The organism is Streptomyces sp. NPDC085900 (assembly GCF_044540925.1).
Classification (GTDB): Bacteria; Actinomycetota; Actinomycetes; order Streptomycetales; family Streptomycetaceae; genus Streptomyces; species Streptomyces gilvifuscus.
Genome location: NZ_JBITSP010000003.1, coordinates 646,378 through 672,090 on the forward strand (window position 1 = coordinate 646,378; position 25,713 = coordinate 672,090).

At 72.4% G+C, this 25,713-nt stretch carries 25 protein-coding genes and 1 riboswitch; of the genes, 10 read left to right on the forward strand and 15 right to left on the reverse strand.

Features of this window, described 5'->3' with window-relative positions:
• Positions 1 to 40: 40 nt before the first annotated feature.
• Both ACIGDI_RS12410 and ACIGDI_RS12415 read right to left on the reverse strand, forming a co-directional pair.
• On the reverse strand, positions 41 to 1,348 hold the full coding sequence (locus tag ACIGDI_RS12410) for a metallophosphoesterase (protein WP_399894446.1): 1,308 nt from the start codon (positions 1,346 to 1,348) through the stop codon (positions 41 to 43).
• Between the two features lie 62 nt (positions 1,349 to 1,410).
• Positions 1,411 to 1,650: an SCO4848 family membrane protein gene (locus tag ACIGDI_RS12415; protein ID WP_351803046.1), complete on the reverse strand. Its 240-nt coding sequence runs from the start codon at positions 1,648 to 1,650 to the stop codon at positions 1,411 to 1,413.
• Between the two features lie 91 nt (positions 1,651 to 1,741).
• On the opposite strand from ACIGDI_RS12415, the gene ACIGDI_RS12420 reads away from it, so the two are divergent.
• Positions 1,742 to 3,019, forward strand: a complete 1,278-nt coding sequence (locus ACIGDI_RS12420) for a D-alanyl-D-alanine carboxypeptidase family protein (protein WP_399894450.1) — start codon at positions 1,742 to 1,744, stop codon at positions 3,017 to 3,019.
• On the opposite strand, the gene ACIGDI_RS12425 is transcribed toward ACIGDI_RS12420, so the two are convergent.
• The 3 genes from ACIGDI_RS12425 to ACIGDI_RS12435 form a co-directional block, all read right to left on the reverse strand.
• The gene (locus ACIGDI_RS12425) at positions 2,967 to 3,920 is read right to left on the reverse strand and encodes a YihY/virulence factor BrkB family protein (RefSeq protein WP_399894453.1); all 954 of its coding nucleotides are present in this window, start codon (positions 3,918 to 3,920) and stop codon (positions 2,967 to 2,969) included. The genes ACIGDI_RS12420 and ACIGDI_RS12425 overlap by 53 nt on opposite strands.
• A gap of 91 nt (positions 3,921 to 4,011) precedes the next feature.
• Positions 4,012 to 5,001 (reverse strand): decaprenyl-phosphate phosphoribosyltransferase, encoded by a 990-nt coding sequence (locus tag ACIGDI_RS12430; protein ID WP_399894456.1) that lies wholly within the window; start codon positions 4,999 to 5,001, stop codon positions 4,012 to 4,014.
• Positions 4,994 to 5,494: a phosphatase PAP2 family protein gene (locus tag ACIGDI_RS12435; RefSeq protein ID WP_399894459.1), complete on the reverse strand. Its 501-nt coding sequence runs from the start codon at positions 5,492 to 5,494 to the stop codon at positions 4,994 to 4,996. The genes ACIGDI_RS12430 and ACIGDI_RS12435 overlap by 8 nt, the downstream gene beginning before the upstream one ends.
• A gap of 133 nt (positions 5,495 to 5,627) precedes the next feature.
• Here ACIGDI_RS12435 and ACIGDI_RS12440 point away from each other — a divergent pair, with 133 nt between their 5' ends.
• Both ACIGDI_RS12440 and ACIGDI_RS12445 read left to right on the forward strand, forming a co-directional pair.
• Positions 5,628 to 6,989 (forward strand): FAD-binding protein, encoded by a 1,362-nt coding sequence (locus tag ACIGDI_RS12440; RefSeq protein ID WP_399894462.1) that lies wholly within the window; start codon positions 5,628 to 5,630, stop codon positions 6,987 to 6,989.
• Between the two features lie 11 nt (positions 6,990 to 7,000).
• The gene (locus ACIGDI_RS12445; RefSeq protein WP_399894465.1) at positions 7,001 to 7,756 is read left to right on the forward strand and encodes a decaprenylphospho-beta-D-erythro-pentofuranosid-2-ulose 2-reductase; all 756 of its coding nucleotides are present in this window, start codon (positions 7,001 to 7,003) and stop codon (positions 7,754 to 7,756) included.
• 15 nt (positions 7,757 to 7,771) lie between these two features.
• Here ACIGDI_RS12445 and ACIGDI_RS12450 read toward each other — a convergent pair whose 3' ends face one another.
• Together ACIGDI_RS12450 and trpS are read right to left on the reverse strand one after the other, a co-directional pair.
• Positions 7,772 to 8,350 (reverse strand): 2'-5' RNA ligase family protein, encoded by a 579-nt coding sequence (locus ACIGDI_RS12450; protein WP_399894469.1) that lies wholly within the window; start codon positions 8,348 to 8,350, stop codon positions 7,772 to 7,774.
• Between the two features lie 140 nt (positions 8,351 to 8,490).
• Entirely contained in the window at positions 8,491 to 9,504 is a 1,014-nt protein-coding gene (trpS, locus tag ACIGDI_RS12455) for a tryptophan--tRNA ligase (RefSeq protein ID WP_399894472.1), read from the reverse strand.
• Positions 9,505 to 9,673: 169 nt separating this feature from the next.
• Here trpS and ACIGDI_RS12460 point away from each other — a divergent pair, with 169 nt between their 5' ends.
• Both ACIGDI_RS12460 and ACIGDI_RS12465 read left to right on the forward strand, forming a co-directional pair.
• Entirely contained in the window at positions 9,674 to 10,138 is a 465-nt protein-coding gene (locus tag ACIGDI_RS12460; RefSeq protein WP_399894475.1) for a hypothetical protein, read from the forward strand.
• Positions 10,111 to 10,332: a hypothetical protein gene (locus ACIGDI_RS12465; RefSeq protein ID WP_399894478.1), complete on the forward strand. Its 222-nt coding sequence runs from the start codon at positions 10,111 to 10,113 to the stop codon at positions 10,330 to 10,332. Before ACIGDI_RS12460 ends, ACIGDI_RS12465 begins: the two co-directional genes overlap by 28 nt.
• A 14-nt stretch (positions 10,333 to 10,346) precedes the next feature.
• On the opposite strand, the gene ACIGDI_RS12470 is transcribed toward ACIGDI_RS12465, so the two are convergent.
• The 3 genes from ACIGDI_RS12470 to ACIGDI_RS12480 form a co-directional block, all read right to left on the reverse strand.
• Positions 10,347 to 11,795 carry a glycine hydroxymethyltransferase gene (locus ACIGDI_RS12470; protein ID WP_399894481.1) on the reverse strand — a complete coding sequence of 483 codons (1,449 nt, stop codon included), beginning with the start codon at positions 11,793 to 11,795 and terminating at the stop codon, positions 10,347 to 10,349.
• Between the two features lie 33 nt (positions 11,796 to 11,828).
• A riboswitch (ZMP/ZTP riboswitch) is annotated at positions 11,829 to 11,916 on the reverse strand.
• 58 nt (positions 11,917 to 11,974) lie between these two features.
• Positions 11,975 to 13,159 carry a glutathionylspermidine synthase family protein gene (locus ACIGDI_RS12475; RefSeq protein WP_399894484.1) on the reverse strand — a complete coding sequence of 395 codons (1,185 nt, stop codon included), beginning with the start codon at positions 13,157 to 13,159 and terminating at the stop codon, positions 11,975 to 11,977.
• 7 nt (positions 13,160 to 13,166) lie between these two features.
• A complete protein-coding gene (locus ACIGDI_RS12480; RefSeq protein ID WP_399894487.1) occupies positions 13,167 to 13,502 on the reverse strand; it encodes a hypothetical protein in 336 nt (111 codons plus the stop codon).
• A gap of 129 nt (positions 13,503 to 13,631) precedes the next feature.
• On the opposite strand from ACIGDI_RS12480, the gene ACIGDI_RS12485 reads away from it, so the two are divergent.
• Together ACIGDI_RS12485 and ACIGDI_RS12490 are read left to right on the forward strand one after the other, a co-directional pair.
• Positions 13,632 to 14,465: a DMT family transporter gene (locus ACIGDI_RS12485; protein WP_399895272.1), complete on the forward strand. Its 834-nt coding sequence runs from the start codon at positions 13,632 to 13,634 to the stop codon at positions 14,463 to 14,465.
• A gap of 321 nt (positions 14,466 to 14,786) precedes the next feature.
• A complete protein-coding gene (locus tag ACIGDI_RS12490; RefSeq protein ID WP_399894490.1) occupies positions 14,787 to 16,985 on the forward strand; it encodes a chorismate-binding protein in 2,199 nt (732 codons plus the stop codon).
• A gap of 22 nt (positions 16,986 to 17,007) precedes the next feature.
• On the opposite strand, the gene ACIGDI_RS12495 is transcribed toward ACIGDI_RS12490, so the two are convergent.
• Positions 17,008 to 18,411 (reverse strand): PLP-dependent aminotransferase family protein, encoded by a 1,404-nt coding sequence (locus tag ACIGDI_RS12495; RefSeq protein ID WP_399894493.1) that lies wholly within the window; start codon positions 18,409 to 18,411, stop codon positions 17,008 to 17,010.
• Between the two features lie 47 nt (positions 18,412 to 18,458).
• Here ACIGDI_RS12495 and ACIGDI_RS12500 point away from each other — a divergent pair, with 47 nt between their 5' ends.
• The 3 genes from ACIGDI_RS12500 to ACIGDI_RS12510 are packed head-to-tail and all read left to right on the forward strand — an operon-like array spanning position 18,459 to position 20,157.
• Positions 18,459 to 18,959: a carboxymuconolactone decarboxylase family protein gene (locus ACIGDI_RS12500; protein WP_399894495.1), complete on the forward strand. Its 501-nt coding sequence runs from the start codon at positions 18,459 to 18,461 to the stop codon at positions 18,957 to 18,959.
• Positions 18,956 to 19,435, forward strand: coding sequence for a carboxymuconolactone decarboxylase family protein (locus ACIGDI_RS12505; RefSeq protein ID WP_399894498.1), 480 nt, complete (start codon positions 18,956 to 18,958; stop codon positions 19,433 to 19,435). The genes ACIGDI_RS12500 and ACIGDI_RS12505 overlap by 4 nt, the downstream gene beginning before the upstream one ends.
• Complete coding sequence (locus ACIGDI_RS12510; protein WP_399894501.1) at positions 19,432 to 20,157, forward strand: isocitrate lyase/phosphoenolpyruvate mutase family protein; 726 nt, start codon at positions 19,432 to 19,434, stop codon at positions 20,155 to 20,157. The genes ACIGDI_RS12505 and ACIGDI_RS12510 overlap by 4 nt, the downstream gene beginning before the upstream one ends.
• On the opposite strand, the gene ACIGDI_RS12515 is transcribed toward ACIGDI_RS12510, so the two are convergent.
• From ACIGDI_RS12515 to ACIGDI_RS12530, 4 genes are read right to left on the reverse strand one after another with little or no spacing between them, the layout of a single operon-like run.
• Positions 20,158 to 21,111 (reverse strand): ABC transporter substrate-binding protein, encoded by a 954-nt coding sequence (locus ACIGDI_RS12515; protein ID WP_399894504.1) that lies wholly within the window; start codon positions 21,109 to 21,111, stop codon positions 20,158 to 20,160. It lies immediately after the preceding gene.
• Between the two features lies 1 nt (position 21,112).
• On the reverse strand, positions 21,113 to 23,059 hold the full coding sequence (locus ACIGDI_RS12520; protein WP_399894507.1) for an ABC transporter permease: 1,947 nt from the start codon (positions 23,057 to 23,059) through the stop codon (positions 21,113 to 21,115).
• The gene (locus ACIGDI_RS12525) at positions 23,059 to 24,141 is read right to left on the reverse strand and encodes a glycine betaine/L-proline ABC transporter ATP-binding protein (RefSeq protein ID WP_399894511.1); all 1,083 of its coding nucleotides are present in this window, start codon (positions 24,139 to 24,141) and stop codon (positions 23,059 to 23,061) included. The genes ACIGDI_RS12520 and ACIGDI_RS12525 overlap by 1 nt, the downstream gene beginning before the upstream one ends.
• On the reverse strand, positions 24,141 to 25,670 hold the full coding sequence (locus ACIGDI_RS12530; protein ID WP_399894514.1) for a GMC family oxidoreductase: 1,530 nt from the start codon (positions 25,668 to 25,670) through the stop codon (positions 24,141 to 24,143). The genes ACIGDI_RS12525 and ACIGDI_RS12530 overlap by 1 nt, the downstream gene beginning before the upstream one ends.
• Positions 25,671 to 25,713: the final 43 nt, after the last annotated feature.

Genomic DNA, 25,713 nt, shown 5'->3' on the forward strand with positions numbered 1-25,713 from the left:
TGGGGGCGGGAAGCCCGTTTCTTCGCTCGGGCCGGCGTGCTCACGCGCGCGTGGAGGCCAGTTCGATCACGGTGATGTCCGACGGGGCGCCCACGCGCGTGGGTGGGCCCCAGGCGCCGGCGCCCCGGCTGACGTAGAGCTGGGTGTCGCCGTAGCGCTCCAGGCCCGCGACGGTGGGGTTCGCGGCCGCCGCGATGAAGTTGCCGGGCCAGAGCTGGCCGCCGTGGGTGTGGCCGGAGAGCTGGAGGTCGACGTGGTGCCTGACGGCCTCGTGGATCTGGACGGGCTGGTGGGCGAGGAGCACGCACGCGCGTGCCGTGTCCCGGTCGCCGAGCGCCCTGCCGAAGTCGGGGCCCTGTCCCTCGCTCTCGCCCGCGATGTCGTTGACGCCGGCCAGGTCGAAGTACGGCAGTTCGGTGCGGGCGTTCTCCAGCGGGTGCAGCCCGAGTCGGCGCACCTCCTCGACCCACTGCTCGGCGCCCGAGAAGTACTCGTGGTTGCCGGTGACGAAGTAGGAGGGCGCGCGCAGCTGCCGCAACGGGGCGGCCGCCGGTCCCAGGTCCTTGACGCTGCCGTCGACCAGGTCGCCGACGACCGCGACGATGTCGGGCTGCGTGGAGTTGATCGTGTCGACGACCTGCTGCGCGAACCCCCGGCCCAGGATCGGCCCCAGATGGATGTCGCTGACCACCGCGATGCGGTATCCGTGCGCCGCGCGCGGCAGCTTGGCCAGCGGCACGGTGACCCGCTTGACGCGCGGCCCGCGCAGCACACCGTAGGTGCCGTAGCCGACGGTCCCCACGGCGGCCGCGGCGGCGGCACCGGCCACCACCCGTGAGACGAAGAGGCGGCGGGAAGGATCGGGGACGGCGGAATCGGCTTCGGGTCGCGTCTCGTGTTCCACGCCGGGGTGTACGGGCTCGCGCTCCGGCGCGGAGTCCGATGCGCGCGCCCCTTCGGCCGCCGGTGCCCGCGACACGACGGCGCCCGCCGGCACCGGCTCGGCGTCCGCGGGGGCGGCGGTCGACGCGTGCGCCCGCCGCTCCAGGAGCCGCCGCAGCAGCGGCCGTACGACCTCGCCCGCCACGACCGCCAGCAGCAGGTAGACGGAGAGCGCCAGCCACAGGAAACCCGGCCAGGCCAGCACCTGCTGGAGCCAGAAGGGCGCCCCGGCGCGCTCGGCCACGATCGCGCCGACCGCCAGCGCCCAACCGGCCCCGATCAGCGCCGCCCCCGCCCGGCGCGCGGGGCCCGCGCCCCGGGTCGTGTCGCGGAACAGGCGGCGCCACAGGTACCAGTTGGCCCCCACCAGGACGCCGAGCGCGAGCAGAGCGAAGACGATGACCACTGTGCCGTGTACCCCCGCAGTCTGTTGTGTCGGTTCCTGCCGGTTCGTCGGCGTTCGGCCGGTTATGAAGTGCGGCGCAATGCGCGCAGTCCACGCAACCCGATGCCGCCGATGACCGTCCCCAATACGAAGGAGACGACCGCCAGCGTCAGATGCACCCAGAAGTACGCCGTCGGGTGGCCGTCGTCGAACGCGAGCCCACTGCTGTCCTTGATGAGATTTTTCACGAAAGTGACCCAGATGACCCAGCTCCACACCCCGAAGGCGAGCAGGAACCAGGAGACAGGGCGGCTGAGCTTCATGCGTTCAGTATCGCCGCCGCCACTCCGGCCCCGCGCCCGGGGTGGGGAGGGCGGCGGGACATCACGGCCGGTGCCCTGTACGTTTCCGTCCGTGCCCGCACCCAAGAAGACCGTCAGGCGATCCCTGCTGGTCACCTCCGCCGCCCTGTCGTCGCTCGCGTTGACCGCGCCCGTCGCCCTCGCGGCCCCCAGCCCCTCCACGAGCCCTTCGGCCACTCCGCCGGCGGGCATGTCGTCCGTGGGCGGCACCCGGCTCGGCCGGCCCGGCACACAGGTCGATCTGGGCGACGGCGCTCCCGTGCTGCCCAAGGACATCACCGCGCGCTCGTGGATCGTCGCGGACGCCGAGTCCGGCGAGGTCCTCGCCGCGCACAACGCGCACTGGCGGCTGCCTCCGGCGTCCACGATGAAGATGCTGTTCGCGGACACGCTGCTGCCGAAGTTCCCGCGCGACGAGAAGCACAAGGTGGTGCCCGCGGACCTGGCGGGCATGGGCGCCGGCTCCAGCCTGGTCGGGATAAAGGAGGGCGAGACCTACACCGTCCACGACCTGTGGCTCGGCGTCTTCCTGCGCTCCGGCAACGACGCCGTGCACGTGCTGTCGGCGATGAACGACGGGGTCGGCAACACCGTCGAGGAGATGAACGAGCACGCCCAGGAGCTCCAGGCCCTCGACACGAACGTGGTCACCCCCGACGGCTACGACGCCCCCAAGCAGGTCTCCTCCGCCTACGACCTGACGCTGTTCGCCCGCTCCGGCCTGCAGAAGAAGGACTTCCGCGAGTACTGCTCGACCGTGCGGGCGGAGTTCCCGGGCGAGACGAAGAAGACCAAGAAGGGCAAGACGGTCCGAAAGCCCTTCGAGATCCAGAACACCAACCGGCTGCTGGCCGGCGACACCGACATCTCCGTCTACCAGGGCATCGCGGGCGTCAAGAACGGCAACACCACCAACGCCGGCGCGACCTTCACCGGGGTCGCCGAGCGCGACGGCAGGGTGCTGCTGGTGACGGTCATGCACCCCGAGAAGGAAGAGCACAACGAGGTCTACAAGGAGACCGCCAAGCTCTTCGACTGGGGTTTCGCGGCGGCCGGGAAGGCCCGCGCGGTGGGTGAGCTGGTGCCGCCGAGGAGCGCGGTCCGGGCGAGCGCCCAGCCGGGCGCCAACGCCTCCGACGGACAGGCGGGCGGCGCCGGGAACAACGCCTCGGCCACCCCGGTGGCGAAGGCCGCCGGGCACACCGGCAGCGGCATGGGGACCGCGTTCGCGATCTCCGGCGGGGCGCTGGCGCTGCTCGCGGCCGCCGCGTTCCTGGTCAACCGCCGCTGGCCGCTGCCCGATCTGGTACGTCGCCGGTCTCGTCCCTGACCTTGCGCACGATCCCCGCCCGTTCCTCGCGTTCCTCCTCGCGCACCTCCTGCTCCTGGCTCTGCGTCGCCGTCCAGGCGGCGCAGAACAGGACCAGCTTCGAGGTGAAGTTGATCCACAGCAGGAGGGCGACGGGGACCCCGAAGGCGCCGTACATGCTCTTCGCGGCGACGCCCTGCATGTAGCCGCTCAGCAGCGCCTTCAGCAGTTCGAAGCCGACCGCGCCGGTCAGTGCCGCGACGATCAGGCGGCGGCGCGGCGGTTCGACGCCGGGCAGCATCGTCAGGACGTACAGGAGCAGCAGGAAGTCGGCGAACACGGCGACCGTGAACGCGGCGACGTACAGCAGGATCCCGCCCCAGCCGCCGTTCTCCAGCCCGATCTGCCGGGTGATCCAGCCGACCATCGCCGAGGCGACCGTGGAGGCGGCGAGGGTGGCCAGGACGGCGCCGCCGAGGCCGATGAGGATGCCGAGGTCCTTGGCCTTGCGCAGGAAGTAGTTCTCCTCCTGGTCGGGCAGCTCCCACACCGCGCGGAGGCATTCGCGCGTCGAGCCGGCCCAGCCGATGCCGGTGAACAGCAGGGCGGCGCCGGCGATGAGGCCGATGGTGCCGGCGTTCTGGACCAGGCCGTTGATGTCGAGCTGGTCGGAGATGCCGGGCACCTGCTCGGCGATCTTGTTCTGCAGATCCGTCTGCTGCTTCTCGCTGAGCGTGGCCGCGGCGGCCGCCGCGGCCACGGTGAGCAGCGGGAACAGCGCGACGAAACTCGTGAACGTCATCGCGGCGGCCAGCCGGGCCCACTTCACCCGGTCCAGACGCTCGAACGACCGCCACGCGTGCGTGGCCATCAGGCTCGCCACCAGCGGCCCGACGACGGGGAGCTTCTTCAGCCAGTCCATGATCCGACTCTGCCCTCCGTTCGGGATACCAATGTGCGAGTACCCCGAAAAGCCCCTGGGCGGCGGGTGCCGGTGGACTCGCGGTGGCCGTCTACCAGTTCGCCACCGCCAGCCCGTACATCGCCAGCCAGACCAGGCCGATGACGGCGAGGGCGCGGTCGCGCAGGACGACGTCCTCGGGTTCGCCGGCGGCGCCCCGGTCGGCGAAGACGGCGTACCGCAGGACCGCGAGGACGAAGGCGACCATGGAGAGCTGGCGCCAGGGCAGCACGCTGGTGTGCGGCAGGCCGCCCTCCTCCAGGGCCCACATGCAGTAGCCGAGGACGGCGACCCCCGCGGCCAGCTGCCAGACGAAGCGCAGGTAGCCGGTGGTGTACTCGGTGAGCAACGCGCGCGTGGCGCCCGCCTTTCCGGCCATCTGGACGGCTTCGGAGTAGCGCTTGGCCGACACCATGAACAGGGCGCCGAAACCGGTCGTGATCAGGAACCAGCGGGACAGCGGGATGCCCAGTGCCAGCCCCCCGGACACGGCCCGCATCAGGAACCCGGTCGTGACGACCACGAGGTCCACGACCAGGACGCGCTTGAGGCTGACGCAGTACGCCAGTTGCATGCCGAGGTAGGCCGTCAGCAGTGCCGCGACGGCCGGTGAGACCAGCCAGACCGCGGCGGCCGGGGCGAGCACGCCGAGGAGGCCGCCGACGGCGTAGGCGAGCGGCACGGGGACCTGGCCGGCCGCGACCGGGCGGTGGCGCTTGGCGGGGTGGGCGCGGTCGGCGTCGGCGTCCCGGGCGTCGTTGACGAGGTACACGGCGGCGGCGCAGGCCGTGAAGAGGATGAAGACGGCGGCGAGTCGGGGGATCACGGGGCGGGTGAAGAGCTCCCCGGCGGCCGCGGGGGCGGCGACGACCAGGAGGTTCTTGACCCACTGCTTGGGGCGTGCGGTTCTCAGCAGGCCGGTGAGGAGGGTGGCGGGGGTGCGCTTCGGGGGTGGCGCGGGGGTGCGCTCGGGCGCGCGCTGTTCGAGAAGCGCCGTCTCGCGGGAGCGCTGGCCGTTCGTGAGGGGCGCTGCCTCAGTCATGCGCGCCCCCTCCCACCCAGCGCGACCCCAGGCGGGCCGTGAGCACCCCGAGTGCCGCGCCCGCCACCACGTCCGAGGGGTGGTGAACCCCGACGACCAGCCGGGACAGGCACATCGCGGCGGCGAGCGGCGGGACGGCGTACGCGCCGAGGGCCCCGTAGACGAGGGCGGCGGCCGCGGCGGAGGTCGCGTGCGAGCTGGGGAAGGAGTGCGGGCCGAACGTGGGCGCGAGGTGTTCGACATGCGCCGGGCGCGGGCGCCGTACCACCCTCTTCACGCCCATGCTGACGAGGTGCGCTCCCCCGGTGAGCGCCGCACCGCGCAACCAGGCGCCGCGTCGCGCGCCGTCCACGGCGGCCCCGACGAGGCCCGTCACGAGCCACAGCGCACCGTGCTCACCGGCCCGGGAGAGGGCGCGCGCGACGCCGGCGACGCGCGGGTCGGCGCCGTACGCGTGGCAGGCGGAGAGGATTCGGTGGTCCAGGAGGTCCATGTGGACTCACTGTCCACGCCGACACCACCGGAGCTACGGAAATATTGGATGACATCCCATTAATCACCCATTTCGGGGAGGAGATTGATGTTCCGGAACAGACCGCGCATATAGGGGCGATACGGTCACCGACATGTCTGCCAGCACCGCACCGGTCACCACCACCGTCACCGGATGGGGGCGGACCGCTCCCACCGCGGCCCGTCTGATCCGCCCACGGACGTACGAGGAGGCCGTGGCCGCCGTCCGGGAGTGCGGGGCCCGCGGGGGCATCCCGAGGGGCCTGGGACGCGCGTACGGCGACGCGGCGCAGAACGCCGGCGGGGCGGTGTTCGACATGACGGGCCTGGACCGCATCCACGCCATCGACGCCGACGACGGCACCGTGCTGTGCGGCGCGGGCGTGTCCCTGCACCGCCTGATGGAGGTGCTGCTGCCGCTGGGCTGGTTCGTCCCGGTGACGCCCGGCACCCGTCAGGTGACGGTCGGCGGCGCGATCGGGGCGGACATCCACGGCAAGAACCACCACGTGTCCGGCTCCTTCTCCCGGCACGTCCTGTCGATCGAACTCCTCACCGCCGACGGCGAGATCCGCACGGTGGGCCGCGGCACCCCGCTGTTCGACGCGACCGCGGGCGGCATGGGACTGACCGGCGTGATCCTGACCGCCACCCTCGGCCTGCTGCCCGTCGAGACCTCCCTGATGTCGGTCGACACCGAGCGCGCGAGCGACCTGGACGACCTGATGGCACGTCTGACGGGCACCGACCACCACTACCGCTACTCGGTCGCCTGGATCGACCTGCTGGCCCGCGGCGCCGCGACGGGCCGCGCGGTCCTGACGCGCGGCGACCACGCCCCGCTCGACGCGCTGCCGGCACGCGCGCGTACTAGGGCGCTGGAGTTCCGCACCCCTCGGTTCCCGTCCGCGCCCACCTTCCTGCCCGAGGGGCTGCTCAGCCGCACCACCGTGGGCCTGTTCAACGAGCTCTGGTACCGCAGGGCGCCACGCGCGCGTACCGGCGAGCTGCAGCGGATCTCCACGTTCTTCCACCCCCTGGACGGCGTCCCCCAATGGAACCGCGTCTACGGCCGCGGCGGCTTCGTGCAGTACCAGTTCGTCGTCGGACACGGCCAGGAGGACACCCTGCGCCGGATCGTGCGCCGGATCGCCGAACGGCGCTGCCCGTCCTTCCTGGCCGTCCTCAAGCGGTTCGGCCCGGCCGACCCGGGCTGGCTGTCCTTCCCGCTGCCCGGCTGGACGCTGGCCCTCGACATCCCCGCCGCCCTGCCCGGTCTCGGCCGCTTCCTGGACCGGCTCGACGAGGAGGTCGCCGCGGCCGGCGGCCGCGTCTACCTGGCCAAGGACTCCCGCCTGCGCCCCGAACTCCTCGCCGCGATGTACCCGCGCCTCGACGACTTCCGGGCGCTGCGCGCGGAAGTCGACCCGCGCGGGGTGTTCGTGTCGGACCTGTCCCGCCGTCTCGACCTCTAGGAGCTGCAGTCGTGAAGGACGCCTTTGGCCTGCCCCAGTCCCTGCTCGTCCTCGGCGGTACGTCCGAGATCGCGCTCGCCACCGCCCGCCGGCTGATCGCGCGCCGCACGCGCGTGGTGTGGCTCGCCGCACGCCCCTCCCCCGCCCTGGAGGCGGCCGCCGCCGAACTGCGCGCCCTGGGGCCCGAGGTGCACACCGTCGCCTTCGACGCACTCGATCCCGACTCGCACGAGACGGTGCTCGGCAAGGTCTTCGCGGACGGCGACGTCGACATGGTGCTGCTCGCCTTCGGCGTCCTCGGCGACCAGGCCAACGACGAGCGCGAACCGGCCGCGGCGGTGCGGGTCGCGCAGACCAACTACACGGGCGCGGTCTCGGCGGGGCTGGTGAGCGCCCGCGCGCTGCAGGCCCAGGGGCACGGCTCCCTGGTGGTGCTGTCCTCCGTGGCCGGCGAGCGGGCCCGCCGCAGCAACTTCATCTACGGCTCCAGCAAGGCCGGTCTGGACGCCTTCGCGCAGGGCCTGGGCGACGCGCTGCACGGCACCGGCGTGCACGTCATGGTCGTACGCCCCGGGTTCGTCCGGTCGAAGATGACCGCGGGACTGCCCGAGACCCCGCTCGCGACGACGCCGGAGAGCGTGGCGACGGCCGTCGAACTCGGCCTGCGGCGGCGCTCGGAGACGGTGTGGGTGCCGGGCGTGCTGCGCGTGGTGATGGCGGCCCTCAGGCACGTCCCGCGCGGGCTGTTCCGACGGCTGGCGCTCTGAGGCGGCGGCCGGCCGCTAACGGCTGCCGATGGTGCCGCGCTCGACGTGGCCGGCCTGCGGCGGTACGACCGTGCCGCCGAAGGCGAATTCCCGCAGCTTGCGCCACACGCCGTCCGCGCCCTGCTCGTACAGGGCGAACCCCGTGCACGGCCAGTCGGCCGCGTAGTCGGCGAGTTCCTCGAAGGCGCGGTCCATCGCCTCGTCGTCGATGCCGTGGGCGACCGTGACATGCGGGTGGTACGGGAACTGCAGTTCGCGCGGCACGGGACCGGAGGCGTCCCGGACCTGCTTCTGCAGCCAGGCGCACTCCTCGGCGCCCTCGACCACCCGGACGTAGACGACCGGGGACAGGGGCCGGAAGGTGCCGGTGCCGGACAGGCGCATCGGGAACGGGCGGCCGCTCGCGGCGACCTCGCTCAGATGCGCCTCCACGGCCGCCAGGTCACCGCCGTCGACCTCGGTCGGCGGCAGCAGGGTGACATGCGTGGGGATACCGTGAGCAGCGGCGTCGCCGAAGCCCGCGCGCAGCTGCTGGAGCTGGCTGCCGTGTGGCTCCGGGACCGCGATCGACACTCCGATCGTTACGGTCCCCACGTCGTCTCCTGTCGTCGTGTGACGGTTCGGTCTGTCGGCCGTCGGCTATCGACTGTACGGCCACGGCTGTGCCGCGGGCAGGCGCAACCGTAGTGATGTGCAGCGCTCTGCCCGGTGGTACGTGTGTTCGGCGGTGTACGTCAGTGCTTGGCGGGCAGGAAGCCCACCCTGTCGTACGCCTGGGCGAGGGTCTCCGCGGCGACCGCGCGCGCCTTCTCCGCGCCCTTGGCGAGGATGGAGTCCAGCGTCTCCGAGTCGTCCAGGTACTGCTGGGTGCGCTCCCGGAAGGGCGTCACGAACTCGACCATGACCTCGGCGAGGTCCGTCTTGAGCGCGCCGTACATCTTGCCCTCGTACTCCGCCTCCAGCTCGGCGATCGTCTTGCCGGTGAGGGTGGAGTAGATGGTGAGCAGGTTGCTGACGCCCGGCTTGTTCTCGGCGTCGTAGCGGATGACGGTGTCGGTGTCGGTGACGGCGCTCTTGACCTTCTTGGCGGTGGCCTTGGGGTCGTCGAGGAGGTTGATGAGCCCCTTCGGCGTGGACGCCGACTTGCTCATCTTGATCGACGGGTCCTGCAGGTCGTAGATCTTCGCCGTCTCCTTGAGGATGTACGGCTTCGGGATCGTGAAGGTCTCGCCGAAGCGGCCGTTGAACCGCGTGGCGAGGTCGCGGGTCAGCTCGACGTGCTGGCGCTGGTCCTCGCCGACCGGGACCTCGTGGGCCTGGTAGAGCAGGATGTCGGCGACCTGGAGGATCGGGTACGTGAACAGGCCGACGCTCGCCCGGTCGGCGCCCTGCTTGGCGGACTTGTCCTTGAACTGGGTCATGCGGGAGGCCTCGCCGAAGCCGGTGAGGCAGTTCATGACCCAGGCGAGCTGGGCGTGCTCGGGGACGTGGCTCTGCACGAAGAGCGTGCAGCGCTCCGGGTCGAGGCCGGCCGCGAGGAGCTGGGCGGCGGCGAGCCGGGTGTTGGCCCGCAGCTCCGCCGGGTCCTGCGGGATCGTGATCGCGTGCAGGTCGACGACCATGTAGAACGCGTCGTGGCTCTCCTGCAGGGCCACCCACTGGCGCACGGCGCCGAGGTAGTTGCCGAGGTGGAACGAGCCGGCGGTGGGCTGGATGCCGGAGAGCACGCGGGGTCGATCAGAGGCCATGCTCACCATTCTCTCAGGTCCGCGGCCCCGATCCGGAACCGGCCGGAAACAGGTGGGAACCGATCTGTGCCCGACGGTGTAACAAGGTGGGAGACGGGCCCTGGACCAGCGAGGGGGGCGGCCCATGCGGCGGCTGAGCGGACGTGCGAGGGCGGGGTGCGGCGCTCTCGTGTCGACGGTGGCGGTGTTCGCGCTGTGCGGCGCGGCCCCGGCCCACGCGGGAGGCCCGGGGTCCGGCGACCGGGACGTCCCCGACGTGGCGATGGTCGTCGCGGGCGGTACCGGGCGGTCGACCGTGCTGCGGTCCGGCGATGCCGCCTTCGCGTGTCTGCGGCGGCTGCTGGCACCGACGTTCACGGGCACGGAACGGGTGCCGGAGGCGTGGACCGAGGGGCACTACCCCCCGGTGGACGTCACCGTGGTCTGGGGGCTGTCGGGCGTCGGGGGCTGGCCGCAGACCGACCGGGCCCCGGGCGGTGACGTGGCCGTGGAGCGGCAGGACCAGCTGTTCGTGGCGGCCGACGGCACGCCCTGGGTCCGCAGCGATCCCGCGCCCGAGGTACGGGACGACGACATCCGGCGCATCGGGCGCCGCGTTCGGTGTTCGTGGAACTGGAGCGGGAGAAGGTGCTGAGCGGGCCGGGGAGCGAGGGGAGCGCCGGGAAGGGACCCGCTGCCGGCCGGAGCCCGGTCCGGTGGGCGCTCTCCGGGCTGGGTGCCGGGCTGGTGGCCGGCGTCGGCGGCACGGTGCTGATGCGCCGCGCGGCGGCCCGGCGCGGAGCCGGACCGCCGCGGGAGGAGCCACGACAGGAGCTGATCGACCTCTGACGGCCGCCGGGGCGTCAGCCGAGGTCGATCTCCGGGTACAGCGGGAAGCCCGCCACCAGGTCCGTGGCGCGCTGGGCGATCTCCTCGGACACCTTCTCGTCGAGGACGTGGGAGGCCTTGGAGGGGGCGCCCGACTTGGTGGTGCCCGGCTCGGCCGTGGTCAGCACGCGGTCGATCAGACCCGCGACCTCGTCCATCTCGGCCGTGCCCAGACCGCGGGTGGTCAGGGCGGGGGTGCCGATGCGGATGCCGGAGGTGTACCAGGCGCCGTTCGGGTCGGCCGGGATGGCGTTGCGGTTGGTGACGATGCCGGAGTCGAGGAGCGCGGCCTCGGCCTGGCGGCCGGTGAGGCCGTAGGAGGTGGCGACGTCGATCAGGTTGAGGTGGTTGTCGGTGCCGCCGGTCACCAGGGTCGCGCCCCGGCGCATCAGGCCCTCGGCCAGCGCGCGGGAGTTGTCCACGATGCGCTGCGCGTAGTCCTGGAAGGAGGGCTGACGCGCCTCGGCGAGGGCGACGGCCTTGGCGGCCATGACGTGCGGGAGCGGGCCGCCGAGGACCATCGGGCAGCCGCGGTCGACCTGGTCCTTGAGCGAGTCGTCGCACAGGACCATGCCGCCGCGCGGGCCGCGCAGCGACTTGTGGGTGGTCGTGGTGACGATCTGGGCGTGCGGGACCGGGTCGAAGTCGCCGGTGAGGACCTTGCCGGCGACGAGGCCCGCGAAGTGCGCCATGTCGACCATCAGCGTCGCGCCGACCTCGTCGGCGATCTCGCGCATGATCCGGAAGTTCACCAGCCGGGGGTAGGCCGAGTAGCCCGCGACGATGATCAGCGGCTTGAACTCGCGGGCGGACGTGCGCAGCGCCTCGTAGTCGATCAGGCCGGTGGCCGGGTCGGTGCCGTAGGAGCGCTGGTCGAACATCTTGCCGGAGATGTTCGGGCGGAAGCCGTGGGTGAGGTGGCCGCCGGCGTCCAGGGACATGCCGAGCATGCGCTGGTTGCCGAAGGCCTGGCGCAGCTCGGCCCAGTCGGCCTCGGAGAGGTCGTTGACCTGGCGGACGCCGGTCTTCTCCAGGAAGGGCGCCTCGACGCGGTCGGCGAGGACGGCCCAGAAGGCGACGAGGTTGGCGTCGATGCCGGAGTGCGGCTGGACGTAGGCGTGGCGGGCGCCGAACAGCTCGCGGGCGTGCTCGGCGGCCAGCGACTCGACGGTGTCGACGTTGCGGCAGCCGGCGTAGAAGCGGCGGCCGACGGTGCCCTCGGCGTACTTGTCGCTGAACCAGTTGCCCATCGCCAGCAGGGTGGCCGGGGAGGCGTAGTTCTCGGAGGCGATCAGCTTGAGCATCTCGCGCTGGTCGTGGACCTCCTGGCCGATGGCGTCGGCCACGCGGGGCTCGACCGCTCGGATCACGTCGAGGGCGGCGCGGAAGGCGGTGGACTCGGTGGAGAGGGAGTCGGCTGACATGAGGGACCTCCGGACGTCGGCTTTCAGCGTTCACGGTACGGCCCAGGCGCACGGCACTCACTGACTCGGGCCGCTCCCCGATGGTCGGTCCCATCCCAGCGCGCCAGTCACGGCCCACCGATCACCCTACCGGGGATGCCGTACGGCGCAGGGGTCCGTCCATCATGCGAGCGGCGGCGTCACAGGATCACGTGCGGCAGGAAGCGGGCGTACTCGTCGGTGACCGGTCCGGACGACTCGCGGAGGCCGAGGCCCGCCGCCTCGTCCTCGACGACCCAGGCGCCGAGGACGACGTGGTTGCCGTCGAAGACGGGCAGCGGGGCCAGCTCCTGGTAGCAGCAGGGCTCCTCGCGCGGGACCGCCTCGCTGCCGGGCTCGTGAATCGTGACGCCGGCGCCCTCGCGGCCCAGCAGCGGCTTGGCGACCCAGCCGGTCGTCACCGCCGACTCGCGCGGGCCGTCCAGGTGGGCGGCGAGGAGGTTGGGGTGGCCCGGATAGAGCTCCCACAGGATCGCCAGCAGCGCCTTGTTGCTCAGCAGCATCTTCCAGGCGGGCTCGATCCACATCGTCGAGCCCGTGCCGCCGCCGTTGTCGAGGGTGTCGAGGACGTGGCCGGCGAAGGCGTCGGTGGTCAGCCACTCCCACGGGTAGAGCTTGAAGCAGCTGCGGATGAAACGGAGCCGGTTGTCGACGAAGCGGCCGGAGAGGGGGTCCCAGCCGATCTCCTCCATCGAGATCCAGTCGGTGTCCAGGCCCGCCTGCTCGGCCGTCTCCTTGAGGTAGGCGACCGTCATCAGGTCCTCGCCGAGTTCGTCGTCCGAGGAGTGCGCGAAGTGCAGGGGGCTGCCGGGCGGGAGGAGCGCGGCCTGCCTCTTCCAGGCGGCGACGAGGCGTTCGTGGAGGGAGTTCCACTGGTCGGCGCCCGGGAAGCGCTCCTCCATCCAGAACCACTGGGGGGACGCGGCCTCGACCAGGGAGGTGGGGGTGTCGGCGTTGTACTCCAGGAGTTTCGCCGGGCCCGTGCCGTCGTAGCGCAGGTCGAAACGGCCGTAGACGGAGGGGAGTTCGGCGCGCCGCCGCCAGGCCTCGGTGACCGCCTCGGCCACGCGGGGGTCGGTGATGCCCAGCTCCGGCAGGCGGCCCTCGGTGACGATGTGCTCCGCCGCGGCGAGGCACATGCGGTGGAGTTCCTCGACGACCTCCTCCAGGGCCTCGACCTCGTCGAGGGTGAAGGAGTAGTAGGCGCTCTCGTCCCAGTAGGGCCGAAGGGAGCCGTCGGGATGGCGGGTGAGGGGGTAGACGAGGCCCTGTTCCTCCACGGTCCGCTGCCAGCCCGGGCGGGGGGTGATGGTGTGTCGCCGCATGGGTGCCTCAGCCGCCGGAGCTTCCCTTGCCGCCGCCGAAGCCGCCGCGGGAGACGCCGTGGCCCGAACCGCCGGAGGACTTGCGGGGCTTGGTGAAGGAACCGCCCTCGACCCAGCCGCCCTTCTTGTCACCCTCGTAGTACCAGGCGCCGTTGACGGAGGACTTGGAGGAGGTGCAGTTCTTGTCGGCGACGACCTTGTAGCCCTTGGCCAGGTTGTAGCTGTCGCGGTCCACGCAGCGCTTGTCCGGATCGGAGGAACACGCGGTGAGCGCGGCGGCCAGAAGGCCCATGCCACCCAGTACGACCGTGCCCGAGCGCAGTGTCCGGCGTGCGTCCGCCATGTTCGTCTCTCCCCGTTGATGTGACCGTGCGATGTCGGTTCGGCGGACAGCCTAGAGACAGGTAAGAGCGCTCGACGAGCCCTCCCCGCTGTGGTAGCCCTCCCCTACAGTCACTTTGTGATCTTTGGGATGGTGTGCGCCCTGGGGGCGGCGGTCTGCTTCGGTACGGCCACGGTGTTGCAGGCGGTCGCCGCGCGGGAGGCGACCGGGGGCGGCGGCGGGGAGGCCGCGCTGCTGCTGCGGGCGTTGCGGCAGTGGCGGTATCTGGCCGGGCTCGCGCTGGACGGGCTGGGTTTCCTGCTGCAGATCGTGGCCCTGCGGTCCATCCCGATCTACGCGGTGGCGGCGGCACTGGCGTCGAGCCTGGCGGTGACGGGGGTGGTCGCGGCCCGGCTGCTGCACGTGCGGCTGAGCGGGCTGGAGTGGGGTGCCGTCGGCATGGTGTGCGCCGGGCTGGCGATGCTGGGCCTGGCGTCGGGCGCGGAGGGCGACCGCCAGGGCTCCATGGCCCTGAAGTGGGCGGTGCTGGTGATCGCGGTGGCGGTGCTGGCGCTCGGGCTGGTGGGCGGACGGTGGACGGGTCGCGGGCGGGATCTGGTGCTGGGGCTGGGGGCCGGGTTCGGGTTCGGGGTGGTCGAGGTGGCGGTGCGGCTGATCGACTCGCTCGCGCCGTCGGCCCTCCTCGCCAATCCGGCGACGTACGCCCTGCTGATCGGCGGCGGCGCGGCCTTCCTGCTGCTCACCTCGGCGCTGCAGCGCGGCTCGGTCACCACGGCCACCGCCGGGATGGTCATCGGCGAGACCCTCTGGCCGGCGGCGGTGGGCGTGGTGTGGCTCGGCGACCGCACCCGGGAGGGGCTGACCTGGCTGGCGGTGCTGGGGTTCGCCGTGGCGGTGGCGGCGGCACTGGCGCTCGCCCGGTTCGGCGAGGCGCCCGCGGAGACGCGGACGGAGACCGCGTGAAAACGAAGAATGCGGCCGCTTATTTGCAAGGCCGATAAAAAGTCACGATACGGACAGCCGAAAAAATCTCGTTCGCTATTTGAACGATCCGTGAAGTTCACCCGTACTGGACGGCGTGACCAGTACCGAAATGGAAACTCCGGTTCATCGACATGAGCACGGCATTTCCGCCGGTACAGCTGTTCGATCTGCTCGTCATTTCTGACGCCCCCAGCTGCAGCTTTTCTTCAAGAAATGGCTGGATCCACCGCTCCAGCGTTGCGCGGACGGCACAGAAGACGGACCGCATAAGGTCCGGACCGAACCAAGGGAGGTGGGCGGGTGAAGACCCTGCTCATCGACAATCACGGCTCGTACACCTACAACCTGTTCCAGCTGATCGCCGAGGTCAACGGCGAGGAACCGGTTGTGGTCCCGAACGACGCCACCGACTCGATCCCCGATCCGGCCGCCCGCCTCGCGGAATTCGACAACGTGGTGGTGTCGCCGGGGCCCGGGCACCCGGCCGGGCCGCGCGACTTCGGGTTCAGCGCCGTCGCGCTCGCCGAGTCGGTGGTCCCCGTGCTCGGGATCTCCCTGGGGCACCAGGGCATCGCGCTCGGGGAGCGGGGCGTGGTGGCGCCCGCGCCGCGACCCCGGCACGGGCATCTGTCCAGAGTCAGGCACGACGGACGGGACCTGTTCGAGGGGGTGCCGCAGGACTTCACCGCCGTCCGCTACCACTCGCTGGCCGTGCGGGAGCCGCTGCCGGAGACGCTCGAGGCCACCGCGTGGTCCGAGGACGGTGTGCTGATGGGTCTGCGGCACCGCAGCCGGCCCCTGTGGGGAGTGCAGTTCCACCCGGAGTCGGTGCTCACCGAGTACGGCCACCGGATGCTGGTCAACTTCCGCAACATGACCGCGGTACGGGCCCGCAGGCCGCGTACGAAGAACACCGCGGTCACCCCGGCCGCGGCGGCGATCCCCGCCCCCGCGCCGCCCGCCCCGCGCCCCCGCAGGGCGAGTCCCGCCTACCGCGTGCACAGCCGCCGGATCGCCGGGGCGGTGGACGCGGAGGCCGCGTTCATCCGGATGTACGGGGCGTCACGGCGGGCGTTCTGGCTGGACAGCGCGCTCGTCGAGGAGGGGCTGTCGCGGTTCTCGTTCTTCGGGGACGACAGCGGTCCGCTCGCGGAGTTCGTGCGCTACGACGTCGACGCCGGGCGGTGCGAGATCGAGCGGCCCGGACGGCCCACCCGGAAGGTCACGGCGAGCGTCTTCGACTATCTGAAACGGCAGTTGACGAGCCGCCGGGTGGACGCGGGCGGGCTGCCGTTCGACTTCACCGGGGGCTATGTCGGCTACTTCGGCTACGAGACGAAGGCCGACTGCGGTTCCCCGAGCCGGCACTCGTCCGGAACACCGGACGCGTGCTGGCTGTTCGCGGACCGGCTGATCGCCGTGGACCACCTCAAGAGGTTCACCTACGCGGTCTGTCTCGCCGAGGACACCCCGCAGGGCGCGCGGGAGGCCGAGGACTGGCTGGAGGGCGCGCTGGCCCAGCTGAGCTTCGTCGCCACCGAGACCGTACGGCCGCCGCGGCGCACGTCCGCGACGCCCGGGCCCGACCTCGGCGCCGCGGAGCCGTGGCTGGCACGCGACCGGGCGAGGTACCTCGCCGACATCGAGGACTGCCGACGGGAGTTGCGGGCGGGGACCAGCTACGAGATCTGCCTGACCGACGCGGCCCGCTTACCCGCGCCGCCCGACGCCTACGAGTTCTACCGGGTGCTGCGCCGGGTCGACCCGGCGCCCTACGCCGCGTTCCTGCGCTTCGGGGACGTCGACGTCGCCGGCTCCTCCCCGGAGCGGTTCCTGCGGATCACCCGGGACGGGGTGGCCGAGGCCCGGCCCGTCAAGGGCACCGCGCCGCGCGGCGAAGGCCCCGAGGAGGACGCCGCGCTGCGGGACGCGCTGGCCACGGACCCCAAGACGCGGGCCGAGAACCTGGTGATCGTGGACGTGGTCCGCAACGACCTGGGCCGGGTGTGCCGCACCGGGTCGGTGCGGGTGCCCCGGCTGATGGCCACCGAGACGTACGCGTCCGTGCACCAGCTCGTCTCCACCGTGGAGGGGCGGCTGAGGGACGGCACGGACGCGGTGGACTGCGTGCGGGCCTGCTTCCCCGGCGGGTCGATGACCGGGGCGCCGAAGCCGCGAACCATGGAGATCATCGACACGCTGGAGACCGAGGCCCGCGGTGTCTACTCCGGGGCGCTCGGCTACCTGGGGTGCGGCGGGGGCGCCGATCTCAACATCGTCACCCGTACCGCGGTGTTCGCCGACGGGCTGATGCACCTCGGAGCCGGGAGCGCGATCGTCCTCGACTCCGACCCGGCCGCCGAGTACGACGAGATGCTGCTGGAAACCGCGGCCCGGATGCGGGCCCTGCGCGAGCACACCGTGGAGCGGATACGGGAGCAGCGCCAGGAGACGGCGGTGCGCCGGGTGCGGACGGCCAGCGAGGAGCCGGTGCGATGACGGCCGGGGCGCACCCTTCGGGTCATTCATCGGCGGGGTGTTCCGGAAGCGCGGAGCACAGGGCGTCCAGGGCTCCCGACCAGGCGTGGTCGGGCGGGGTTCCGTACCCGACGACGAGGGCGTCGGGCTGTTCGACGGTCGCCGCCGGGTGCCGGTAGCGCCGCAGCCCGTGCAGGGCGAGGCCCCGCCAGTCCGCCGCGCGCAGCGTCGGCTGCTCGGTGCCGTGCGGGAGGCGGAGCACCACGTGCAGGCCGGCCGCGATGCCGGTGGCGTGGACGTGCGGGGCGCGGCGCGCGACTTCCGCCACGAGGGCGTCACGGCGGCGCCGGTAGCGCAGCCGGGCGGCGCGCACGTGACGGTCGTAGGCGCCGGAGTCGATGAACTCGGCGAGGGTCAGCTGGTCCAGCGCCCCGCAGGTGTCGATGTGCCCCTTCGCGCGCGCCGCCTCCCGCGCGAGGTCCGGCGGCAGCACCAGCCAGGCCAGTCGCAGGCCGGGGGCGAGGGCCTTGCTGGCCGTGCCCGCGTAGACGACGTGGTCGGGGTCGAGGCCCTGCAGGGCGCCGACGGGCTGGCGGTCGTAGCGGAACTCGCCGTCGTAGTCGTCCTCGACGACCACGCCGCCGGTGCGGCGCGCCCAGTCGACGACGGCCGCCCGCCGGTCGCGGTGCAGGGTGCCGCCCATCGGGAACTGGTGGGCGGGGGTGAGCAGCACGGCGGACTCGTCGGTCAACTCCCCCGGATCGGTGCCCCGTTCGTCGAAGGGCAGCGGCACGGTCCGCAGGCCGGCGTCCGCGAGCAGGTCCCAGTGCGCGTCGAGGCCGTACGACTCCACGGCGATCGTGCTCGCGCCGCGCGCCCGCAGCACCGCGCCCAGGACGCGCAGGCCGTGCGAGATGCCGGCGCAGACCAGGATGCGTTCGGGGTCGGCGCGTACGCCCCGGGCGCGGGCCAGGTAGCCGGCGAGGGCGGTGCGCAGTTCGACGCGGCCGCGGGGGTCGCCGTAGCCGAGTGCCCGGTTCGGTGCCGTGGCGAGGGCGCGGCGGGCCGCCTTGAGCCACTGCGCGCGGGGGAACGAGCCGAGGTCGGGGGTGCCGGGGACGAGGCTGTGGGCGGGGCCGGAGCGGGGGCGGTGCCGGGGTGCGGCATCGGTGGGGGGTACGACCGTTCGCTCGGCGACGCGGGTGCCCGAGCCCTGCCGTGCGGTCAGCCAGCCCTCCGCGACCAGGTCGGTGTAGGCCTCGGCGACCGTGTTGCGGGCGATGCCCAGGTCGGCGGCGAGCGCGCGGGAGGAGGGCAGCCGGGTGCCGGGGGCCAGCCGGCCGGTGCGTACGGCCTCGCGCAGGGCATCGGTCAGGCCCCGGCGCACCCCCGGTCCGGCCGGTTCCAGGTGGAGGTCCACGCCCAGAGTGGCCCAAGGTTTCGGCATGGAACTGGACCATACTCCTGGGCTGCCTCGCTCCTAGGGTCGAGGGCATGACCACACACGAGGACACAGCGGCCTACGCGCCCGAGCACACCCCACGTCTGGACTGGGCCGCGCTCGCCCCGGACGTCTTCAAGGCCATGCTCCGGCTGGACGCGGCGGCCCGGGAGGGCCTCGACGCGCGGCTGCTGGAACTGGTGAAGATCCGCGCCTCGCAGATCAACCACTGCGCCCGCTGCCTCGACATGCACACCAAGGACGCGCTGGCCGCCGGGGAGAGCGTCGAGCGGATCATCCAGCTCAGCGCGTGGGAGGAGTCCGCGCACTTCTACACCGAGAGGGAGCTCGCGGCCCTGGAGCTGACGGAGGCGGTGACCGTCCTGACGGACGGCTTCGTGCCCGACGCGGTGTACGACAGGGCGGCCAAGCACTTCGAGGAGGCGGAACTGGCCCGGCTGATCGCCGCGATCGCGGTGATCAACGCCTGGAACCGTTTCGGCGTCACCTGCCGGGGCGAGGTCGGCCACTACCAGCCGGGGCAGTACAAGTGAGCGCCAGGACGGAGCTGTTGAACCCGGCGGTGGGCAAGGCCATGTCGGCCCTGAGCGCCGCCGCGAAGAGGGGCCTCGGCGACCCCGCCCTGGCCGAGCTGGTCGTCATCCGGGCCTCGCAGCTCAACCACTGCGCCTTCTGCCTGGACATGCACCTCACCCTCGCCCGCAGGCACGGCGTGCCGGAGAAGCAGCTGGACCTGCTGGCCGCCTGGGAGGAGGCCGGGGACGACGTCTTCGACGAGCGGGAGCGGGCCGCGCTCGCGCTGACGGAGGCGGTGACCGTCCTGACTGGGGGCACCTCCCAGGCTTTCGGCTCTGGGGGAGGCTTCGTGCCCGACGAGGTGTACGACGCCGCCGCCCGGCACTTCGACGACGCCGGGCTCGCCCATCTCGTCGCCCTGGTCGTCGCCATCAACAACTGGAACCGGGTGATGGTCGCGCGCCGGATCCCGCCGGGGGGAAACACGCCGTGAGCAAGGTGGAAGCGTTCCGCGCGCTGCACAGGGGACGTCTGCCGGGCGACCCGCTGGTCCTGCCCGGGCCCTGGGACGCGGTCAGCGCGAGGGTCTTCGTGGAGGCCGGGTTCCCGGCGCTCGCCACGCCCAGCGCGGGGATCGCCGCGTCCCTCGGGTACGCGGACGGGGCCACGCCGGCCGACGAGATGTTCGCCGCGGTGGCACGGGTCTGCCGGGCCGTGGACGTGCCCGTGTCGGCCGACGTCGAGGACGGGTACGGGCTGGCGCCGAAGGAGCTGGTGGAGCGGCTGCTGGAGGCGGGGGCCGTGGGCTGCAACCTGGAGGACTCCGCCGGGGGCGCCCTCAAGGACCCGCACGCGCACGCCGAGTGGCTGGCCGAGGTGCGGTACGCGGCAGGTGACCGGCTGTTCGTCAACGCCCGGATCGACATCTTCGCCCACGGTGACGGCGATCCCGAACGGGCCATCGAGCGGGCCGCGTTGTACGTCGCCGCGGGCGCCGACTGCGTCTATCCGATCGGCGCCCCGACGGGCGTACTGCCCCTGCTGCGGTCCGGCATCCAGGGGCCGATCAACGTGTACGGCAAGCCGGAGGGCGGCCCCGCGCCCACCGAACTCGGTGAACTCGGGGCCACCCGCGTCACGTTCGGACCGGGGCTGCAGCGCTGGGCGGCGCTGGCGCTGCGGGGGATGGCCGGTGAGCTGAGGAAGCGGGTGTGATCAGGACAGCCATGCCTTCCAGGTGGAGGCGTGGCCGTCCACCCACTTCTTCGCGGCCTGCTCCGGCGACAGCTTCTGGTCGGCGATCATCAGGGAGACCTCGTTCTGGTCCTCGGTCGTCCACTTGAACTTCTTCAGGAAGGCCGCCGCCTTCCCGCCGTTCTTCGCGAAGCCCGCGTTGAGGTACTTCTGCAGCGGGGTGTGCGGGTAGGCGCAGGCGACTTTCGCCGGGTCCGCGTCGCAGCCCTCCTTGTACGGGGGCAGCTTCACCTCGGTCATCGGGACCTTCTTGAACAGCCACTGCGGGGCGTACCAGTACGTCAGGAAGGGCTTCTTCTCCTTGGCGAACTGCTTCATCTGCGTGATCTGCGCCGCCTCGGACCCGGCGAACACCACCTGGTAGTTCAGCTTCAGGTTCTTCACCAGCGCCTTGTCGTTGGTGACGTAGGACGGGGAGCCGTCCATCAGCTGGCCCTTGCCGCCGCTCTCCGCGGTGCGGAACAGCGACGAGTACTTGTCGAGGTTCTTCCAGTTCGTGATGTCGGGGTGCTGCTTGACCAGGTAGGTCGGCACGTACCAGCCGATGTGGCCGGTCACGCCGAGGCCGCCGGCGCGGGCGATGGTCTTCTTGTCGTCGACGTACCGCTTCTCCTGGTCGGGGTGGCCCCAGTCCTCCAGGATCGCGTCGACCCGGCCCTGGCTGAGCGCGTCCCAGGCGGGGACCTCGTCGACCTGGACGGTGTCGACGCGGTAGCCCAGCTTGTGCTCCAGCAGGTACTGGGCGACGGCGACGTTGGCCTGCGCGCCGACCCAGGACTGCACGGACAGGGTCACGCTCTTGGTGCCCCCGGCGTTGGCGAAGGGGGACGCCTGCTTGGTCATGTCGGCGGCGCCGCAGCCGGTGAGCAGCGCCAGCGAGGCGACCGCGGCGGTCGTGGTGATGCGGAGTCGCATGTCACGCTCCCTTCTTCGCGCGGCGTTCGGTCGGCTGGGTCACCCGGTCGAGCATCAGCCCCAGGCAGACGATCGCCGCCCCCGCCACCAGTCCGGTCGCCAGGTCGCCCTGGGCGAGGCCGAACACGACGTCGTAGCCGAGCGCGCCTCCGCCGACCAGGCCGCCGATGATGACGACGGCGAGGACGAGGACCACGCCCTGGTTGACGGCGAGCAGCAACGCGGGCCGGGCGAGCGGGAGCTGGACCTGGCGCAGCTGCTGGGCGGGGGTCGCGCCGAGCGAGCGGGCCGACTCCAGGGCGGCCGGGTCGACCTGCCGCAGCCCCTGCGTGGTGATGCGGACGACGGCGGGCAGCGCGTAGACGACGGCCGCCGCGACGGCGGGCGCGCGGCCCACCCCGAACAGGGCCACGACCGGGATGAGGTACACGAACTGCGGCATCGTCTGGAAGACGTCCAGGACCGGCCTGAGCAGGCGCTCGAAGCGGTCGCTGCGGGCCGCCGCGATGCCGGTCGCGAAGCCGATCGCCAGCGTGACGGCGACGGCCGCCAGCACCTGGGAGAGGGTGTCCAGGGACGGCTTCCACACACCCAGGACACCGATGGCGGCCATGGCGAGGACGGCGGTCAGGGCGGTGCGCCAGGTGCCGATCAGCCAGGCCAGGGCGGCGACCACGAGCAGCACGGACCACCAGGGCAGCCACTGCAGGCCGCCGCGGATCGGGTCGAGGACCCAGGTGGTGAAGTGGCCGGCCCAGTCGGCGGTGCCGCCCACGACGGGCACGCCCGAGTAGAGGTGCGCGGTCATCCAGTCGACGGCCCGGTTCACCGGGGCGGCGATGTTCAGCGTCCAGGAGCCGGGCCAGTCCAGACGGCCCGCGAGACGTCCGGCGAGCGCGACGGCGACGGCGGCGACCGCCGCGTACAGCCAGCGGCTCCGGGTGTTCTCGCGCTCCTCGCCGGCGTGTTCGCCCGCCGCGCTGGTGACGCGGTCCAGGACGACGGCCAGCAGCACGATCGGGATGCCGGCGGCGAGGGCCGCGCCGACGTCGACGGACGCCAGCGCCTGGTAGACGCGGTCACCGAGGCCGGCGGCGCCGATGACGGACGCGATGACCGCCATGGACAGGGCCATCATGATCGTCTGGTTGAGGCCGAGGAGGAGTTCCTTGCGGGCCAGCGGCAGGCGCGCGGTCAGCAGCCGCTGGCGACCGGTGGCGCCGAGCGAGTCGACGGCTTCGAGGACCTCCTTGTCGGCGCCGCGCAGGCCGAGGGAGGTGAGGCGGGCCATCGGCGGGGCGGCGTAGACGACGGTGGCCAGGACGGCCGCGGGCACGCCGATGCCGAAGACCAGCACGACGGGCAGCAGGTAGGCGAAGGCGGGCAGGACCTGCATGGTGTCCAGGACCGGGCGCAGGGCGCGGTCCAGGCGGTCGGAGAGCCCGGCGCCCAGGCCCAGCAGCACGCCGACGAGCACCGACGCGAGGACGGCCACCACCATCAGGGCGAGCGTCTGCATCGTCGGGATCCACATGCCGAGCAGACCGCAGGCGAGGAACGCCGCCGCGGTGCCGAGGGCCAGCCGCACGCCGGCGACCCGCCAGGCCACGAGGGCGCCGATCGCGGTGACGCCGGCCCAGCCCGCGGCCAGCAGGACCAGGTAGACGGCGCGTACGGAGATGACGACCGCGTTGCTGACGTAGCCGAAGCCGTACAGGAACAGCGGGTGGCTGTCGCGGTTGTCGATGATCCAGTCGCTGACGTGGGTCAGCGGCGTGGTGAGGTCGACGGTGAGGGCGGCGGGCCAACTGCCGCTGGCCCAGCGGGCGTCGGCGAGCGGCACGAGGACCGCCGCGGCCAGCGCCAGGAGCAGCAGTTTGTGCACCGCCCGGTGTTTCAGGACGGCGGGCACGGCAACCCGGGGGGCGGACGTGGTGAGGGTCGCCATCACGCCGCCTCCTTCCGCGGCTCCGTTCCGGCGACGACACCGAGGAGCCTTTCGTGGTCGACGACACCGATGCAGCGCCCGTCGTCCACGACGCAGGCCGGCTTGCCGCTGCGGGCGACGACCTTGATCGCGTCGGCGACGAGCTCGCCGGGCGCCAGGGCCCCGGGGTGCTCGCGGCCGCCGCAGTCACCGGGGCGCATGGCGGTGCGCACCGTCATGACCTGCTCGCGGGAGACGTCCCGGACGAACTCGCGGACGTAGTCGTCGGCCGGGCTGCCCACGATCTGCTCGGGGGTGCCCAGCTGCACCACGCGGCCGTCGCGCATCAGGGCGATGCGGTCGCCGAGCTTGAGGGCCTCGCTCAGGTCGTGGGTGATGAAGACCATCGTGCGGCCCTCCTCGCGGTGCAGTCGGATCACCTCCTCCTGCATGTCCCGCCGGATCAGCGGGTCGAGGGCGCTGAACGGCTCGTCGAACAGCAGGACCTCCGGGTCCACCGCCAGCGCCCGGGCCAGGCCGACGCGTTGCCGCTGACCGCCGGAGAGCTGGCCGGGGCGGCGCTGCTCCATGCCCTCCAGGCCGACCTTGGTGACGACCTCGGCGGCGCGCTCGCGGCGCTCGGCCTTGGCGACGCCCTGGATCTCCAGGCCGTACGCCACGTTGTCGATGACCGTGCGGTGCGGCAGCAGGCCGAAGTGCTGGAAGACCATCGCGGCCCGGTGGCGGCGCAGTTCGCGCAGGCGGGACCTGTCCATGGCGCGGACGTCCTCGCCGTCGATGGAGATCGTGCCGGCCGTCGGCTCGATGAGCCGGGTCAGGCAGCGCACCAGCGTGGACTTGCCGGAGCCCGACAGGCCCATGACCACGAAGACCTCGCCCTTGCGCACGTCGAAGGAGACGTCGCGGACGGCGGCCGTGCAGCCGGTGCGGGCGCGCAGCTCGGCGGGGTCGAGGGCGGTCAGTTCGGGGTCGGCCGGAATCCGGTCGGCCCTCGGGCCGAAGACCTTCCACAGGCCGTCGACGGAGAAGACCGGTTCCGCCACGGCCGTCTCCTTGGTCGTCGTGTCCAGGGTCGTACTCATCACGCACCACCTCCGATCAGGTCGACGGCCCTCTCCCCGACCATGAGCACCCCGATCATCGGGTTCACGGCGGTCATCGTCGGGAAGACCGAGGCGTCCGCGATACGGATGCCGTCCAGGCCTCGAATCCTCAACTCCGGGTCCACAACGGCCAGTTCATCGTCGGCCGCGCCCATCTTGCAGGTGCCCGCCGGGTGGTACACGGTGTGCGCCACCTTGCGGGCGTACTCGCTCAGTTCCTCGTCGCCCGTGATGTGCGGCCCGGGGGCGACCTCGCGCTTGAGCCAGCCGGCCAGCGGCTCGGTCTTCGCGATCTCGCGGGCGATGCGGATGCCGTCGACCAGCGTCCGGGCGTCGTAGTCGTCCTCGTCGGTGAAGTAGCCGAAGTCCAGGGCGGGCTTGACCGACGGGTCGGCGCTCGTCAGGTACAGCCGGCCGCGGCTCCTGGGCTTGGGGATGTTCGGGGTCATCGAGACGCCGAACTCGGGCTTCTCGTAGCCCAGCCGCTCCGGGTTGTCGGTGAAGGGGACCTGGTAGAAGTGGAACATCAGGTCCGGGCCGGCGTGGTCGGGGTCGCGGCGCACGAACAGGCCGGCGTCGCTGTCCATCGCGGAGTTCTCCGGGATCGGGCCGTCGGTCTCCCAGACGATCACCGACTCGGGGTGGTCGAGCAGGTTCTCGCCGACGCCCGGCAGGTCGTGCACGACCGGGATGCCCAGCGCCTCCAGGTCGGCGCGGGGGCCGATGCCGGAGTGCAGCAGCAGCCGCGGGGAGTCCACGGCGCCGGCGCACAGGACGACCTCGCGGCGGGCCCGTACGAGCAGATCCTCGCCGTCCTTGGTGCGCACGTGCACGCCCTCGGCGCGGGTGCCGTCCAGCTCCAGCCGGTGGGCCCAGGTCTCCAGCAGGATCGTCAGGTTGGGGCGCTCGTCCATCACGGGGTGCAGATACGCCACCGACGCGGACGACCGCTTGTTGTTCTCGGGGTGGTAGGCGAGGTCGAAGAAGCCGGCGCCGTCGTCGAAGGGCTTGTTGTTGAAGCCCTCGACGCGGGGGACGCCGAGCGCCTTCTGCGCCGCGTCGACGAAGTCGCGGGCGATGGCGTTGCGGTCCTTCTCGTCGACCGGGACGATGTTGTTCTTCAGCCGCGCGTAGTACGCCTCCATCTGCACCGGGCCCCAGCCCTTGGCGCCCGCCTGCTCCCATTCCTCCCAGTCGGAGGGCAGCGGCTTGAAGGCGATGAGCGTGTTGTGGGACGAGCAGCCGCCCAGGACGCGGGCGCGGCTGTGCCGGATGTGCGAGTTGCCGCGGGGCTGCTCGGTGGTCGGGTAGTCGTAGTCGAGTTCGCCGCCGAGCAGGCCCATCCAGCGGCGCAGCGTCAGCACGTCCTCACGGCCGACGTCGCTGGGGCCGCCCTCGATGACGGCGACGGTGACGTCGGGGTTCTCGGTGAGGCGGGAGGCGATGACGGAGCCCGCCGTACCGCCGCCGATGACGACGTAGTCGTAGGTGTGGTGGTTCTCGGGCATGGGTGTGACTCCAGGTGGGGGCCGGTGGTCGTTCGGTTGCGGG

Coding starts and splice junctions, on each gene's coding strand:
- ACIGDI_RS12415 (WP_351803046.1), bottom strand. CDS start 1,650: ATGAAGCTCAGCCGCCCTGTCTCCTGGTTCCTGCTCGCCTTCGGGGTG.
- ACIGDI_RS12425 (WP_399894453.1), bottom strand. CDS start 3,920: ATGGACTGGCTGAAGAAGCTCCCCGTCGTCGGGCCGCTGGTGGCGAGC.
- ACIGDI_RS12430 (WP_399894456.1), bottom strand. CDS start 5,001: ATGACTGAGGCAGCGCCCCTCACGAACGGCCAGCGCTCCCGCGAGACG.
- ACIGDI_RS12435 (WP_399894459.1), bottom strand. CDS start 5,494: ATGGACCTCCTGGACCACCGAATCCTCTCCGCCTGCCACGCGTACGGC.
- ACIGDI_RS12440 (WP_399894462.1), top strand. CDS start 5,628: ATGTCTGCCAGCACCGCACCGGTCACCACCACCGTCACCGGATGGGGG.
- trpS (WP_399894472.1), bottom strand. CDS start 9,504: ATGGCCTCTGATCGACCCCGCGTGCTCTCCGGCATCCAGCCCACCGCC.
- ACIGDI_RS12470 (WP_399894481.1), bottom strand. CDS start 11,795: ATGTCAGCCGACTCCCTCTCCACCGAGTCCACCGCCTTCCGCGCCGCC.
- ACIGDI_RS12475 (WP_399894484.1), bottom strand. CDS start 13,159: ATGCGGCGACACACCATCACCCCCCGCCCGGGCTGGCAGCGGACCGTG.
- ACIGDI_RS12480 (WP_399894487.1), bottom strand. CDS start 13,502: ATGGCGGACGCACGCCGGACACTGCGCTCGGGCACGGTCGTACTGGGT.
- ACIGDI_RS12485 (WP_399895272.1), top strand. CDS start 13,632: ATGGTGTGCGCCCTGGGGGCGGCGGTCTGCTTCGGTACGGCCACGGTG.
- ACIGDI_RS12495 (WP_399894493.1), bottom strand. CDS start 18,411: ATGCCGAAACCTTGGGCCACTCTGGGCGTGGACCTCCACCTGGAACCG.
- ACIGDI_RS12500 (WP_399894495.1), top strand. CDS start 18,459: ATGACCACACACGAGGACACAGCGGCCTACGCGCCCGAGCACACCCCA.
- ACIGDI_RS12515 (WP_399894504.1), bottom strand. CDS start 21,111: ATGCGACTCCGCATCACCACGACCGCCGCGGTCGCCTCGCTGGCGCTG.
- ACIGDI_RS12520 (WP_399894507.1), bottom strand. CDS start 23,059: ATGGCGACCCTCACCACGTCCGCCCCCCGGGTTGCCGTGCCCGCCGTC.
- ACIGDI_RS12525 (WP_399894511.1), bottom strand. CDS start 24,141: ATGAGTACGACCCTGGACACGACGACCAAGGAGACGGCCGTGGCGGAA.
- ACIGDI_RS12530 (WP_399894514.1), bottom strand. CDS start 25,670: ATGCCCGAGAACCACCACACCTACGACTACGTCGTCATCGGCGGCGGT.